This window comes from Streptomyces sp. NPDC002676 (assembly GCF_053592455.1).
In genome coordinates this window covers 64750-78534 of record NZ_JBSFVT010000012.1, presented here as the reverse complement: position 1 = coordinate 78534, position 13785 = coordinate 64750, and the positions used below count along the sequence as shown (strand labels likewise).

Below are 13785 nucleotides of genomic sequence, written 5' to 3'. Positions count from 1 at the left end.
TAGCCGGCCAGGAAGGCCTGATCGACCCGGCAGATCAGTTCCGGGGCTTTCGCTGCCATGGGGTGGAAGGGGCAGTTGCGCAGCCGTAGCAAGGTGGGCCCGGCCCGCTCCGGTTCGAAGCCGAACTCGCCGAGCGTCTCGGCGGCCAGGCTCAGTCCGCGCTCGGCGCCGAGGCGCCGGGGCGCACCCGCTCCCGCTCGGCGGTGCCGAGGGCCTCCCCGCGCTGGTGCGCCACGCGCAGCGCGGCGTCGTGTGCCGACTCGTCGTCCGTTTCCGTCAGCACGGCCTCGGTCAGGACATCGGCCGGCATTCCGTACCGGCGCTCGGGGATGGTCACCCCGATGGCAACGGTCACCGGCTCGTAGAGCTTGGGCCGGCGGCCGACCTTGACGGTGCCGGCCGGGGACTCGCAGCAGGTGCGGAGCAGGCCCGCTGTCACCAGCTTGTCCAGGTGGAAGGCAGCGAGCTTGCGGGAGATGCCGAGGTCTTCGGCAACCTCCTCGCGCGACACCGGCCGCCGCGCCTGCCGCGTGAACTCGAACATGCGCCGCCGCGTGGCGTCGCCCAGGACGGCCAGGGAGGTCAGCGAAGCATGATCCAGACCCACACCGACAGTTTATCGCCAACGACTTTGGCGAAAAGTGCACTCTGACACCTTTTGGCAACCGATCTGGCGATGATCGCGCAATGCCGAGGCCAAGTTTTCTTGAAGCCTCACCCTCCGACCTTGTTAGGTAAGGCTCACCTCCCTTACGTTCTGGGCGCTTCCTGTGCACGTCAAACCGGAGTCCCCATGTCCAGCACCAACATCGCCCTGCTCGGCGCCATCGCAGGGTTCACCATCTATCTCGGCCTGCCGCTCGGCCGCCTGCGCACCCCCACGCCCCGCCTCAAGGCAGGGCTCAACGCCGTGGCCATCGGCATTCTGATCTTCCTGGTCTGGGACGTGCTGACCCACGCCTGGGAGCCGGTCGACGAGGCGCTGAGCGACCACAAGTGGGGCACCGTCGCCTCCGGCGGCTTCACGCTCGCCGCGGGCCTGACCATCGGACTGGCCGGACTCGTCCACTACGACGCCTGGATCGCCCGCCGCCGGGCCGCCGCCGCACGCCCCGCGGGCCCCGGAGCCGCGGCCTCCACCGAGCTGGCGCCGCGGACCCGCAGCCAGGCGGCTTCACTCGCCCTGATGATCGCGACCGGCATCGGCCTGCACAACTTCGCGGAAGGCCTCGCTATCGGCAACTCCGCCGCCAAGGGCGAGATCTCCCTCGCCGTCCTGCTGATCACCGGGTTCGGCCTGCACAACGCCACCGAGGGCTTCGGCATCGTCGCCCCGCTGGCCGCTGAAGGCGAGCGTCCCTCCTGGCTCACCCTGCTGTGGCTCGGCCTGATCGGCGGCGGCCCGACCTTCCTCGGCACGCTCGTCGGCCAGCACCTCGTCAACGACACCCTGTCGATCGCCTTCCTCGGCCTCGCCGCCGGTTCCATCCTCTACGTCGTCATCGAGCTGCTGGCGGTCGCCCGCAAGTCCGGACTCAAGACCCTCACCACCTGGTGCGTCCTCCTGGGCCTCCTCCTCGGCTTCGCCACGGATGCCGTCGTGACGGCGGCCGGAGCCTGAGACCGCGTCGCTTCAGGGGCCTGATCCGCATGACGGATCGGGCCCCTGAGTGTTTTCCGGAGTCCCGCGTCCCGGAGTTGCGGCTGCCGGGGATCCGACGGGGTCGCCGCTGCGCCGGTCGAGGTCGTCACCGGCCCCCTGACGGTGGTCGAGGCGAAGGCGACGGAGGGCACCGTCCGGGCCACGGTCAGGGCGATCGGCACCGGGCAGGCAGAGCTGCGGTCGACGTCGTCGTGCCGCGGTGACCCTTTCGGGCCGCAGACGCGGCTGTGGCGGCTGCAGGTGCACATCGAACTGCCCTGACGGAGTTCTGAGTCGGGCCGATGGTGCACCGAGCGGTGCCGGACGCGTCCGTGGTGCCGGCCGGCGAAGGACGCCCTGTTGGGTACGGAGGAGGGCGGCAGGCGTAGTTCTCCGATGGTGCAGCGGGCGGTCCGTGGCGTCGGTGGTGCCCTCGCAGGACTGGGCGTTCCTGGACCGGATACGGGCGTCGGCGCCGGCGGTGCAGAACGCCGGGTTGGCGATGGTGGCCTGGATGTCCTGCGTCGGCGGGACCGTCCCGTGGGTGCTGCCCCCGCCGAGACCGGGCCGTGTATGGATCGGCTTCGCCCGCCCTCGTAGGGTGATCGCCATGACGTCGATCAGCGTGACCAGCCACCCGGCGACCCGACCGCGCGTCGGGCGGAGTGAATTCCTGACGTGCGTTCCCCTGTACTGGGGCCTGGCGCGGAGTGCCGCTCTGCTGGACATCGACCTGGTGCAGGACACGCCGGACCGGCTGACCGGGCGGCTGCTGTCCGGGGACGTGGACGTCAGTGCGATCTCGTCGGTCGAGTACCTGAAGTACAGCAGCGATCTGGTGGTGCTGCCCGACATCGCCGTGGGGAGTGACGGCCCCATCCAGTCGTCCGTGATCGTCACGAAGGTGCCGCTCGGCGAGCTGGACGGCCGTACCGTCGCGCTCGCCACCACGAGCCCCACCTCCGCGCAGATCTGCCGGCTGGTGCTGGAGAAGCAGTACAACGTTGCTCCCAGGTACGTGACGCAGCCGCCGGATCTGGAGGCCATGCTGAGTTCGGCCGATGCCGCCGTGCTGACCGGGGACGCAGCCCTGGCGGTGACCCTGAGCCCGCCCGCCCGCCCCGGTCTCCACGTGTACGACCTCGGGGAGATGTGGAAGCGCTGGACGGGGCTGCCGCTCGTGCTGGCCGTGTGGGCGGTGCGAAGAGAGGTGGCGGAGCAACGGCCGGACATCGTCGACCTGGTGCACCGCAGTCTGCTGGCCGCGCGTGACTTGGCGCGGAGCGAGTCCGCCGTGCTGGCCGGGCGGATGGCCGCGTGGGAGCCCTTCAGTTCCGGGAAGTTGGAGGACTTCTTCACCCGGGTGCTCGACTTCTCCCTCGGGAAGCGGCAATGGCTGGGGCTGAGGGAGTTCGCGCGCCAATCGGGCAACGGTGAACTCGCTCTCGCCGCGCCCGGGCCCGCTCTCTGATCGTCCGGGGAGGGGTCGTGCGCCCACCCCTGCCTGCCGCCTGCGCCGACTCCGTCGCGAAGCCGTCGGCCTCCCAGGGCAGTTAACCACAGTCGTATGCAGAGGCAAATACTGCTTCCAGGGCTGAAACAGATATCGTGACCCGCACCCCCGGTCGTTGAAGGAGTGTTGGCGTGGCCTTGAAGGCTCTGCGCTCGGCGTTGGAAGTGGTGTATGTGCGGCGCCTCGCCCGCAAGTTGGAGGGCCTGCCCCGGCCGCGCCACGTCGCGATCATGCTCGACGGCAATCGCCGCTGGGCGCGCGGTGCCGGGCACGACGACGTGCGCGAGGGCTACCGCGTCGGCGGTGCCAAGGTCACCGACTTCCTGCGCTGGTGCGCGGACGCCGAGATCAGGCATGTCACCCTGTGGATGCTCTCCGACGACAACCTCTACCGCCCCGCCGACGAACTCGGCCCTCTGCTCGAGATAATCGAGGAGACGGTGCAGCGCATCTGCTCGGTCGACGAGCCGTGGGAGATCGAGATCATCGGCGCGCTGGACCTCCTGCCCGGCGACACCGCCCGCAAGCTGAAGGAAGCCGCCTCCCGTACCACCGGCCGCAGCGGGCTGAAGGTGGACGTCGCCGTGGGCTACGGCGGGCGCCGCGAGATCGTGGACGCGGTCCGTACCGCCTTCGACAAGCACATGGCAGCCGGGGGCGATCCGCGCGACCTGGCGGCTGACTTCGACCTCGAGCACATCACCGACAACCTGTACTCGCCGACCGGTTACGACACCGACTTCATCATCCGCACCTCGGGCGAGCAGCGGCTGTCCGGCTTCCTGCTCTGGCAGTCCGCCTACGCCGAGGTGCACTTCGTCGATGTCCTGTGGCCGGCCTTCCGGCAGATCGACCTGCTGCGTGCGCTGCGCTCGTACGCGGCCCGCGACCGCCGATACGGCAGGTGACGGCACCCCCACCCGGACGACGGAGCCGCGGCCGGTCTTCGAGGATCGACCGCGGCTCCGCCGTCGCTCAGGTGCCCGAGCCCAGGGTCTGGGTCGTGTAGGCGCATTCGGTGTAGATGTAGCCGGAGCGGAGCTTGGCGGTGTCCGAGGCCGGCGTCGCGGTGCTGCCGCCGTGCGGCTTGTGCACGAAGTACGTGGTGCCGACGGGGAGGCTGAGCGTGCGCTGCGGGTAGTGCTTGCCGCTGTCGTCGCAGGGCTTGAAGCCGGGCCTCAGCCTGTCTGCGAAGGTGTACGACTTGCAGCTGCCGCACCCCTTGAGGGTGAAGCTGCCGGTGACGGGGCCCGTGTAGAGGACGGTGACGTCGTCGGGGCTGTCGTTCTTCACCGTGACCGAGATGCTGCCGCCGGAGGCGGTGGTGGGCAGCTGCTTCCCGGCGGCCGGGAGCGTCTGGGCGACCTCGGCGGCGATGGCGAACTTCTTCGCGCGGGGCACGTTCCTGTGGTGCTTGTTGTCGGCGACGAACTGCTCCATGGTCTTCTGGGCTGCTTCGAAATCGCCGTCCTTGTACTGGTCGACTCCGCAGGAGTACTGCCCCACACTGCCGCTCCTGTCGGCACGGTCCGCGGCCTTCGCCAGTCCGCCGTCCGTGTCGCCCGACGACGTCGACAGCTCGCCGATCTTCGTGTTCAGAGTGCGCAACCGCTCCACGGCCGAGCAGGGTTCGTCGCCACGGACGGCCTTCTCCGCCGTCTCCACCGCCGAGTTGACGGCGGGTACGACCTTGGCCGCCGGCGCGGAGCGGGGGAACGTATGGAGCAGGTCGCCGAAGTGGGTGTCCCAGCCCGCCTCGCCGACGGACAGCCCGCTCGCTCCGCACTCGTACAGCGACGTGGCCAGCCGGTCGTCGGGCCAGCGGGCGAGCGAGCCGAGCTGGTCCTTCGGCATGATGTCGGGCACGGTGCGCAGGTACTTCAACGCGTCGATGGCACCGCAGTAGTTCTTGTGGCTGTAGGCCGCGCCGACCGTGGTGTAGTAGCCGCGCAGGCGGTCGGGAACCTGGCGGGCCGCGCGCGAGCCGGAGTGGTGGAGCGCGAGGTCCCGGTAGGTCCTCAGGGCCGCCCGGTAGCCCGTTTCGGCGGCGGCGAAGGTCTTTCCGTCGCCCGCCGCGACCAGGTGGTCGGCCTGGTCCAGACGGTCGAGGAGCTGCTGCTCGACGGCCTCGTCGTGGGCGTCTTCGTACCACAGGCTGCCGCCGGCCGGTACGGCGAGCAGCAGCACGCCCAGCACGAGCGCCAGGTGTGCGCGCGCCGGCCAGGCGAGCCGGGTGCGCCGGCCGACGAACGCTCCGTGGACGGCCGCCGCCAGCAGGAGTACGGCGTAGGCGGTCAGCGCTGCTCCTGGGACGCCGTCGGCGTCCGCGGGCAGGGCCACGAACAGCAGGGCGACGGTCGCCGCCCAGCAGGCAGCCATCGCTATCCAGCGCCGGACCAGTGCGTAGCCGAGGCCGAGACCGCTCAGGTTGAGCAGCGCCACCGCCGCCGCACGCCAGCCGTCGGGGGCCGCGGGCGGCGGGCCCGGCGGTGTCGGTGGCATCGGCGGTACGGCGAACCCGTAGCCCCCCTGGCTCGGGCCGTACGGACCTTCGGACATGATGGCTCCCCCCATCAACAATGCCCGCATGTCTGCGGGTCCGCAGTTTATGGGGTTTCTGTGCGGACCCGACAGAGGGGGAGCAACGGGACGCTGAAGTGTAACTTCCCCTGAACCACCGGTAGTTGAATCCGGTATCCGCGCCACCTCGTCACCGCGTCACCGCCACGGTCATGAGCCTTCGCGATCAGCCGATCTGCCCGCCGACGCCGGAGCGCCCTTCGGCCACGCCCAGCAGACTGACCGCCACCTGTTCGCGGACCTGTTCGCCGAAGACGCCGGCCACCGCGTCGGTGATCGCGGCGATCAGACGCGCGGACGCGTCCGGCACCTGCGGGTGCCGGTAGGCCCCCTCGCGCAGGCTCAGCGTGACGGTGGGGGCGATCCGGTCGGTCGCCGCCCCGCCGACACCTCGCCGGCGGGCGGGGATGCCGATGAGGTCGACGGCGGCGAGGCGGCCGAACTGATCGCCGTAGACGGAGCCGACCGCGTCCGTGAGCCCGCGAATCAAACCCTCTTCCGTCTCGCCGTCGAGGGCGGTCTCGCTGATGTGCACGGTGAAGTGAGGCATGGTGAAATCTCCGTTCATGCCCGCGGCAGCGGGCGGGTCGGCTCGTGAAGGCTGCTGGATACCTTTGCAAGCAAAGCATCTTTGAAATCAAAGGTAAATGGTGAGGGGTGCAGGATGGCCGGATCCGTGCGGCGCGAGACCGGCGCGGGCGACGTGGACGTCACGGTGCGCGAACTGCTGCTGCTCATGCCTCGGATGGTGAGCAGGGTCAAGCGCATCCCCGTGCCGCCGGTACTGGAGTCCCTGTCTTTGGCGCCCCGTCACCTCTCCTTGCTGGCCTGCCTGTTGTTCGACGGGCCCATGACCGTCAATGAACTGGCCGCCCACCTGGAGGTCGCCCCCACCACCGTCAGCCTCATGGTGGGGGACCTCAGTGGGAAGGGCATCCTGGACCGCCGTGAGGACCCGTCCGACCGGCGCCGCCGGATCGTGGCCATCTCCCCCGCCCAGCACGACGCGATCGCCGCCTGGCTCGCCCCCGGCGCCGCCGCCTGGCGACGGGCGCTCGAACCGCTCACCCCGGCTGAGCGGCGCCTCTTCGTGGACACGCTGCGCGCCTACGAGTCGGCGGTGGCGGAGGAACGCGAGAGCTGAGGACGTCAAGGGAGAATCGGCCCTCTTCTCATACCGGGGGCCGTCACCAGGGGGCATCGACAGCAGGCGCCAGGCGCGACCACCACCCCAGGCGGCACCGGCAACTCATCACGGCCCGCTGCCCCGCCCCGACTCAGCGTCACCACCCTGCGGCCCGACGCGAGCAGCTCCCTCCCCGCCGAGATCCGGTACTCGACGGCTTGCGCTTCAGGTCCGCCGACGGCTACCGGCTGCACCTGGCGCTGGGCGGTCCGTGCTCGTACAGCCTGGACCTGCGCTGCCCGGCTCCTCCGGCGCCGTCCCGGCCTGGTCGGCCCAGCAGGCGAGCAGGTGGCCGACGTGACCGGCTCCGGCCCCAGATGACCGGCGGTCGGCGGGCGCGCACAGGGGTACTCGTCCGGGGCCGTGCGGACATCGGGAGGAAGGGGCCGGCCTCATGCACCACGACGAGATGATGATCCAAGTGCAGGCCCTCGCCCAGCTGCCCGACCGGGCGGCGGCCGAGCGGGTCGCGCACGCCGTAGTGGGAACGCTGGCGGAGCGGCTGCCGTCCGGGCTCGTCCGGCATGTGGCCGCCCAGCTGCCACCGGACATGGCGGAGGCCATGCGGCAGGTGGTGGACGCGTCCGCCGATGCCGACTCCGGCACATCGGGCGAGCATTTCGGGCTGATCGTGTTCGCCGGGCGCATCGCGGACCGGACCGGTACGGACGAGGACACGGCGCTGCGCGAGGCCGCCGTCGTCCTGGAGGTGCTCGACGCCGCCCTCGCGCCGGAACTGACCGAGCGGATGGCGGACGTGCTGCCCGCGGACATCCGCGAACTGATGCCGGTGCGACGCGCGACCGAGAGCGCCGGTGGCTGACAAGTTCTCCTGCGCGCCCGCGCCGTGCACCGACCGCCGATAATGATCAGTCGCGCAGGTGGGTGCCGCCGGGGTCGGAGGGGATCGCGTGGGGGCTGGGCACAACGGGGAGGCGGCGGGGGCGCGTGTGGCGCCGTTGGTCGGCCGGGCCGGGGAACTCGCGCGGCTGGAGGCGGTGCTCGCCTCGGGCGGTGAGCCCGGGACGTCGGTGGTGGACATCACCGGGGAGGCGAGCATCGGCAAGAGCCGGCTGCTGAGCGAGGTCTGCCGCAGGGCCCGGCAGCGCGGTTTCACCGTGCGGCCCGCCCTCGGTGCCCGGGCGCAGGCCGTCGTCTACTGCGGTCGCTCACCCGAGAGGGCCGCGGCGTGCGCCCGGGCCCTGCGGGCGGCCCGCTTCACCGGTACGGCCGCGGCGACACAGCCGGTGCTCGGCCAGGCGTTCCTCGACCATGCGGGCGCGGCGGCCGAGGGCTGGGTGTTCTCGGCGACCTACGTGGACCCGGCACGCATGACGTCGGCCGCCGGGTTCGTACGGTCCTACGAGCGGCGGTACGACGTGCGTGCCGTCCCGGTCGATGCCGCGGAGGCGTACGACGCCTCGGGCCTGGTCGCCGCTGCCCTCAGCGCCGTGGGCACGGGCACTGTGGATCCGGGCGCCCTGATGCACCGGGTGCGGGCACTTTCGTACCGGGGTGTCACCCGGACCTTCGCCTTCCGCAAGGGCCCCGGAGACGTGGACATGAGCCCCGGGCTGTTCCTGTGGCAGGTGCGGAAGGAGGTGCCCGTCTCCCTGGGGCAGTACCAGACCGTGACGGCTCCCTGAGAGGGTCGGGCGCGTTGTACGGGCTGCTCCCCCGGCTTGCCTTTACGGTTCTGTGGATGTGACCGACCGTCAGGGACGGCCACGGAAGGGAGTCGCAGGAGTGGTGGGCGAGGGGCGCCGGGCGGGCCGCGCGGTGCTGGGCAGCCGGCCGGCCCACTCGGTCCGGCTGCCGCCGACCGGCCGCGCCGAGGCGAGGGAGTCGCTGACCGAGCGCGGGATGGGTTGGCTGCGGGTCGCGGCGGCCTACTCCTGGCGGCTGATCCTCGTCGGCATCGTCGTCTACGGCGTCTTCGGCGTCCTCGGCCGCTTCCAGCTCATCGCCGTGGCCCTGTTCCTCGCACTGGTCTTCACCTCCGTCCTGCGCCCCCTGACGGATCTGATCGACCGGGCGCTACCGCGGCCCCTGAGCGTCGCCACCGCGCTGGTGGGCAGCATTCTGGTCCTGCTCGCGGTGCTGGCCCTGGTGGGCAACGCGGTGGCGAACGAGTCCGCCACGCTGGTGGGCGAGTTCCGCCACGGCATCCACCGGATCGAGGTGTGGCTGCAGGGTCCGCCGTTCCGGCTCAGTCCCGCCAAACTCGCCGACCTGCAACGCCAGGTGACGGACTATCTCACCGCGCACCGGTCCAGCCTGCTGAGCAGCGCCGTGACCGGGCTGGGCCGGGTGGTGGAGGTGGTCACGGGCAGCGCGCTCGCGATCTTCGCCTCCGTCTTCTTCATCCATTCCGGCGAGCGCCTGTGGGGATGGGCGCGCGACGAGTTGCTGCCCATCCGTGCCCGCCCGGCCTGGGACCGGGCGGGGCGGGCGGCGTGGCGGACCTTCGCCGGGTACACGCGCGGCATCATCATCGTGGCCGCGACCAACGCCGTCCTCGTCGGTATCGCCCTGCTGGTCCTGCAGGTACCGCTCGCGCTGCCGCTGGCGCTGCTGGAGTTCTTCGCGGCGTTCGTTCCGCTGGTGGGCTCACCGGTGGCGCTCGGGGTGGCCACGGTCGTCGCCCTGGCCGGACGCGGACCGCTCACGGCGGGGGCCGTACTGATCCTCATCGTCGTGATCGGCCAGCTCGAAGGCCACGTACTGCACCCGCTGGTGATGAGCTGGGCGGTCCGGCTGCACCCGCTCGTCGTGGCCGTGTCGGTCATCGCGGGCAGCATCGTGGCCGGGGTGATCGGTGCCGTGGTGGCGGTGCCGCTCATCTCGGTCCTCTGGGCGGTGCTGCGCGCGCTGCGCACGGTGCCGTCGTGAGGTGTCAGCGCGGGGTGGCGCGGGGGACGTGGGCCTGAACGGCCTGCGGCTCCTGCGCGAGGCGGGTGCCAGGGCGTGGATGGCCTACGACCCCACGGCCTTCATCTTGTGCGTGAAGACCCAGGTGGCGATGTTGTCACCGAGTGTCATTCCGTCGCTCGCGTCCCACGGGTAGTGGACACCCAGCCAGACCCGGCTGTCCGCGTCCTCGCGTGCGGCCTGGCTGAAGCTGGTGAACGTGCGCGTCCTGACCGGGGACTTGGGGTCATCGGTCGAGGCCGTGAAGGTGATGTCGTCGCTCTTGAAGTACTGCCGCATGATCCCCGCCCATGCGGAAGCGAAGGCGGCGTGGCCGGATGCCCATGCCGGGAAGCACGGCGTCGTGCCCGACAGCGGCTTCCACGTGGTGTCCTTCAGGCCCTCGCGGATCGCCGAGACAGGACGCCAGAGGTCGATCGGCGTCTGGTACTTGACGTCCCACTCGGCGATGGCCGCGTCCGCCATGGCGATCGAGACCAGCGCGAAGAGCCGGGAGCTCTGATACGTCGTCAGCCCCCGGTCCCGCGACACCCGGGCGGTGATGTCCAGCAGCTGGCCCGGCGGCTTGTAGGTGCCGTTCGCGTCATTGGCCCAGAACCAGGCCGCCGCGGTCTGGTCGGTCGTACGAGCCGTGGAGCCGGCGGCGCCGAGGGTCCGCACCTGCTCCACCTGCGCGGCGTAGGCCGGGCTGGCGAGCAGGCTCTCGTACGAGGCGTACTGTCCCGGGGTCGACGGCCGGAACTGGGAGCCGGAGGTCAGTGCCCACGGCTTGACCTTGCCCCAATCGGGGATGGCGGCCTGGCTCGCCTGGCCGCAGCCCGGGTCCGGCAGGTCGGGGTAGCTGGTGGGCAGCCAGGCGCCGGGCTTGCCGTCCGGGGTGTAGACGGCCTGGCTGTCCGAGCCGTCGGCGTTGCGGAAGTTCCACATGTTGGTGACGACCGTGTTGACCACGGTGGCGTCGAGAATGTCGAAGTCCGTGGGGCTGGTGCCGAACCGTTCCTTGAACTTGTTGTCCAGGTACGTCGTCTGGTCGGGGAACAGCTTGAGCAGGATGTTGTAGGCGGTGCGGCCGATCACCCGCTCCTCCTCGCCCGGACCCTCCAGCCACGCCGCGTAGTTGACCGCCTGGAGGTAGGGGTCGGAGGTCATCGTGTGCCAGCGGAGCTGGTAGGAGCTCTCGGCGTCGTAGATCGCCGCGTTCATCTCGGCGGCGGCCCGCGAGATCGGGCCCGGGGCGCCCCCGGCCGTTCTGATTGCGCCGATCAGGACGTTGTTCCAGTACAGGACCGGGTCGCCGGTGTAGTTGGGGGCCGCGGAGGCCGGCTGGGGCGTGAGGGCGAGCGCGCCCGCGGCCGTGGCGAACACGGTCGCGAGGGTCACGGCCTTGGCGCGGATGCGATCGCGTCTGCCTCGCTTCATACGACCTTGTGCGTGGCCTGACGTGCGGCTTGTCGTGCGGCTTGTCGTGCGGAACATGCGGGACGGTTCCTCTCTGCCGATGCGCTGTGCCTTGCGCGCCGCAATCTAGGCCGGGCCCGCTTCGGGACACATCGGGCAGGCGGCGGACACCACGGTCATCCCTGGGGCGCAGTGGACGCCGATGTAAACCCTGGCGGTATGTCACCCGACCCTGGCGTCGGCCACGACTGCCTGGATGTCCGCCGTGACCGACGGGTCGGGCGTGCCCATGGTGATCCCGAGGAGGAACGAGGTGCGCTCGCCGTGGATCGTCACCACGGTCATCCGCAGGCCGGCGGTACCTCCGTCGTCGGTGCTGATCCGCAGGACGACCGTGTGCGCGGGCTGTCCGTCCACCTCGGTCGCCTGGGACGTCGCGAGGGTGGCAGGCCGGTCCGGGAAGAAGAACTCGACGTTGGAGCGGGCCGCCTCCTCCGTCGCCCGGCGCAGGTCGGCGCGGGCGACGGTCTGTCCGGCGCGCCCGGCCAGCACGGTGGCACCGTCGGAGGAGCCCGCGCCCGACGTCCGGCTCATCTGGGACGAGAACCCGTCGACCAGGTGCTTGTCCTTGGCGGCGTCGTGCTTCCAGCCCTCCGGGACGGCGTACGAGAGCCCGGCCCGTGTGTCGGTGACCCGGGGCCTGCCCGCGAGCGGACTGGAACCACCGTCCTGCGTCCACCAGTTGGCGGCCACGGCACATACGGCGACCACGACCAGCGCCACCAGTCCGATCAGCAGCCGACGGCGCCACCGAGGGGGCGCGGGCTGCGGCGCTTGTCCCGGGTACGGGTAGGGGTAGGAACAGGACTGCTGGGCCGGGGGGAACGGTGAGGGCGAAGTCATGCACTCAGCCTTCAAGAACTCCATGGCAAGGCGCCTGAGTTGTCGTACTCATCTTCCGCCGGACCGTACCTGAGCAGCAGGTGGCAGCGACAGCAGGGCGGGGCGGGTGCGGTCGCGGTCGTCCTCGGCGAGCGGGCCGAGGACGACCGTCCGGCCTGGCGTCAGTGCATGTGCGGAGCCCCGGTCGTCTGCGGCCTGCTGTGCGGTACGAGAACCAGGCAGGCCAGGGCGCTCACCGCGGCGACGGCCGCACTCGCGGTGAACGCGTCCCGGAATCCGCCGACCGCCCCGTGCTCGATCCCGGAGGCGGCGATCGTGGACAGTACGGCGACACCGACCGAACCGCCCACCTCGTGGAAGGTGTTGACGACACCGGAGGCGAGTCCGGCCTCCTCCGGGGCGACCAGGGCGAGCGCGGTGGTCGTGGCGGTGACGAAGACCGCGCCGACGCCGAGGGAGGCGAGGACCAGGCCGGGCAGCAGACTGGCGTACACGCTGCCGTCGCCCGACAGCCGGGCGAGCGGCACCGTTCCGGCCGCGCCGACCGCCAGGCCGGCAACTGCCGTGACACGGCTGCCGATCCGGCCGACGAGCCGGGAGCCGAGGTGAGCGCCGAGACCCGTGCCCACGGCGACCGGCAGGAAGAGCAGACCGGTCCTGAGCGGGCTGAAGCCGCGCAGCTGCTGGAGGTAGACCGAGCCGAGGAAGAAGAAACCGATCAGCAGCGCGGTGGCGACCAGCATCAGAAAGGCACCGGCCACCACCGGGCGCCGGGTGAGCATCCGCAGGTCCATCAGCGGGGCCCGGCCCGCGCGTTCGACGGCGGCGAACGCGCCGTACAGGACCAGGCCGGCGAGCAGGGGCAGGACGGCGCTCGTGCTCCCCCAGCCCGCGTCGCCCGCCCGTACCAGGCCGTAGATCAGCGCACCGGTTCCCGCGGTGACGAGGACCGCGCCGGGCAGGTCGAGCCGCGCGGGCCGCGGGGCGTGGCGCGGGAGCAGGCCGGGCAGGACGGTGAGCGCGAGGACGCCGACCGGGACGTTGAGGTAGAACACCCACTCCCAGCCGGGCCCGTAGGTCAGTGCGCCGCCGAGCAGGACGCCCGCGGCCGAGCCGGTGCCGCCGAGCGCGGCCCACACGCCGAGGGCCTTGTTGCGCTCGACGCCATGGAAGCTCGTGGTGACGATCGACAGCGCGGACGGGGACAGCAGTGCGGCGCCGACCCCCTGGAAGACCCGCCCGGTCAGCAGCATCGGCGCACCGGTCGAGAGCCCGGTGCCCAGCGAGGCCGCGGTGAACACCGCGAGACCGGCAAGCACCGTGCGGTGGGCGCCCAACGCGTCGGCAAGGCGGCCACCGAGCAGCATCAGCCCGCCGAAGCACAGGGTGTAGGCGGTGACGACCCAGGTGAGCGCCTCGCGGCCGAGGTGGAGGTCGGCCGCCATGTCCGGCAGGGCGACGTTCACGACCGTGACGTCCAGGACGAGCATGAACTGGGCCAGGCAGAGCACCGCCAGCATCGGCCGGCGGCGCGGCAGGGGCGGCGCGGACGTGTGCTCCGCGTGGATGGTGTGGTGGGCATGGCTCATGACGGTTCCTCCGTGCGGCCGGGGCGATCCCCGGCGGTGCCTG

General features: G+C 71.4%; 13 protein-coding genes. 7 read left to right on the top strand and 6 right to left on the bottom strand.

From position 1 onward, the window contains the following. Nucleotides 1-151 precede the first annotated feature (151 nt). Nucleotides 152-607 carry a helix-turn-helix domain-containing protein gene (locus ACWD3E_RS28605; protein ID WP_451390447.1) on the bottom strand — a complete coding sequence of 152 codons (456 nt, stop codon included), beginning with the start codon at nucleotides 605-607 and terminating at the stop codon, nucleotides 152-154. 186 nt (nucleotides 608-793) lie between these two features. Between ACWD3E_RS28605 and ACWD3E_RS28600 the strand changes: the two genes are divergently transcribed. From ACWD3E_RS28600 to ACWD3E_RS28590, 3 genes are all read left to right on the top strand, one after another. Beyond that, nucleotides 794-1621, top strand: a complete 828-nt coding sequence (locus ACWD3E_RS28600) for a ZIP family metal transporter (RefSeq protein WP_451390446.1) — start codon at nucleotides 794-796, stop codon at nucleotides 1619-1621. Nucleotides 1622-2057: 436 nt separating this feature from the next. Beyond that, nucleotides 2058-3113: a menaquinone biosynthetic enzyme MqnA/MqnD family protein gene (locus ACWD3E_RS28595; RefSeq protein WP_451390445.1), complete on the top strand. Its 1056-nt coding sequence runs from the start codon at nucleotides 2058-2060 to the stop codon at nucleotides 3111-3113. A 173-nt stretch (nucleotides 3114-3286) separates the two neighbouring features. Beyond that, on the top strand, nucleotides 3287-4063 hold the full coding sequence (locus ACWD3E_RS28590) for an isoprenyl transferase (protein WP_451390444.1): 777 nt from the start codon (nucleotides 3287-3289) through the stop codon (nucleotides 4061-4063). Between the two features lie 67 nt (nucleotides 4064-4130). Here ACWD3E_RS28590 and ACWD3E_RS28585 read toward each other — a convergent pair whose 3' ends face one another. Both ACWD3E_RS28585 and ACWD3E_RS28580 read right to left on the bottom strand, forming a co-directional pair. After that, nucleotides 4131-5714, bottom strand: a complete 1584-nt coding sequence (locus tag ACWD3E_RS28585) for a hypothetical protein (RefSeq protein ID WP_451390443.1) — start codon at nucleotides 5712-5714, stop codon at nucleotides 4131-4133. Between the two features lie 187 nt (nucleotides 5715-5901). Further along, nucleotides 5902-6285, bottom strand: a complete 384-nt coding sequence (locus tag ACWD3E_RS28580) for a hypothetical protein (RefSeq protein WP_451390442.1) — start codon at nucleotides 6283-6285, stop codon at nucleotides 5902-5904. Nucleotides 6286-6399: 114 nt separating this feature from the next. On the opposite strand from ACWD3E_RS28580, the gene ACWD3E_RS28575 reads away from it, so the two are divergent. The 4 genes from ACWD3E_RS28575 (at nucleotide 6400) to ACWD3E_RS28560 (ending at nucleotide 9813) form a co-directional block, all read left to right on the top strand. Continuing rightward, nucleotides 6400-6879: a MarR family winged helix-turn-helix transcriptional regulator gene (locus ACWD3E_RS28575; protein WP_451390441.1), complete on the top strand. Its 480-nt coding sequence runs from the start codon at nucleotides 6400-6402 to the stop codon at nucleotides 6877-6879. 436 nt (nucleotides 6880-7315) lie between these two features. Continuing rightward, a complete protein-coding gene (locus tag ACWD3E_RS28570) occupies nucleotides 7316-7744 on the top strand; it encodes a DUF2267 domain-containing protein (RefSeq protein ID WP_451390440.1) in 429 nt (142 codons plus the stop codon). 88 nt (nucleotides 7745-7832) lie between these two features. Then, nucleotides 7833-8567: an AAA family ATPase gene (locus ACWD3E_RS28565; protein ID WP_451390439.1), complete on the top strand. Its 735-nt coding sequence runs from the start codon at nucleotides 7833-7835 to the stop codon at nucleotides 8565-8567. A 103-nt stretch (nucleotides 8568-8670) separates the two neighbouring features. Beyond that, the gene (locus tag ACWD3E_RS28560; RefSeq protein ID WP_451390438.1) at nucleotides 8671-9813 is read left to right on the top strand and encodes an AI-2E family transporter; all 1143 of its coding nucleotides are present in this window, start codon (nucleotides 8671-8673) and stop codon (nucleotides 9811-9813) included. An 84-nt stretch (nucleotides 9814-9897) separates the two neighbouring features. Here the strand turns inward: ACWD3E_RS28560 and ACWD3E_RS28555 are convergent, their stop codons facing one another. From ACWD3E_RS28555 to ACWD3E_RS28545, 3 genes are all read right to left on the bottom strand, one after another. Next, entirely contained in the window at nucleotides 9898-11271 is a 1374-nt protein-coding gene (locus ACWD3E_RS28555) for a vanadium-dependent haloperoxidase (protein WP_451390437.1), read from the bottom strand. A 201-nt stretch (nucleotides 11272-11472) separates the two neighbouring features. Continuing rightward, nucleotides 11473-12153 (bottom strand): hypothetical protein, encoded by a 681-nt coding sequence (locus ACWD3E_RS28550; RefSeq protein WP_451390436.1) that lies wholly within the window; start codon nucleotides 12151-12153, stop codon nucleotides 11473-11475. 161 nt (nucleotides 12154-12314) lie between these two features. After that, nucleotides 12315-13742, bottom strand: a complete 1428-nt coding sequence (locus tag ACWD3E_RS28545) for an MFS transporter (protein WP_451390435.1) — start codon at nucleotides 13740-13742, stop codon at nucleotides 12315-12317. Nucleotides 13743-13785 lie beyond the last annotated feature (43 nt).

Bases quoted from the DNA above. Each gene is read 5' to 3' on its own strand.
- ACWD3E_RS28600 (WP_451390446.1), top strand. From the start codon at position 794: ATGTCCAGCACCAACATCGCCCTGCTCGGCGCCATCGCAGGGTTCACC.
- ACWD3E_RS28585 (WP_451390443.1), bottom strand. From the start codon at position 5,714: ATGTCCGAAGGTCCGTACGGCCCGAGCCAGGGGGGCTACGGGTTCGCC.
- ACWD3E_RS28580 (WP_451390442.1), bottom strand. From the start codon at position 6,285: ATGCCTCACTTCACCGTGCACATCAGCGAGACCGCCCTCGACGGCGAG.
- ACWD3E_RS28575 (WP_451390441.1), top strand. From the start codon at position 6,400: ATGGCCGGATCCGTGCGGCGCGAGACCGGCGCGGGCGACGTGGACGTC.
- ACWD3E_RS28570 (WP_451390440.1), top strand. From the start codon at position 7,316: ATGCACCACGACGAGATGATGATCCAAGTGCAGGCCCTCGCCCAGCTG.
- ACWD3E_RS28555 (WP_451390437.1), bottom strand. From the start codon at position 11,271: ATGAAGCGAGGCAGACGCGATCGCATCCGCGCCAAGGCCGTGACCCTC.
- ACWD3E_RS28550 (WP_451390436.1), bottom strand. From the start codon at position 12,153: ATGACTTCGCCCTCACCGTTCCCCCCGGCCCAGCAGTCCTGTTCCTAC.
- ACWD3E_RS28545 (WP_451390435.1), bottom strand. From the start codon at position 13,742: ATGAGCCATGCCCACCACACCATCCACGCGGAGCACACGTCCGCGCCG.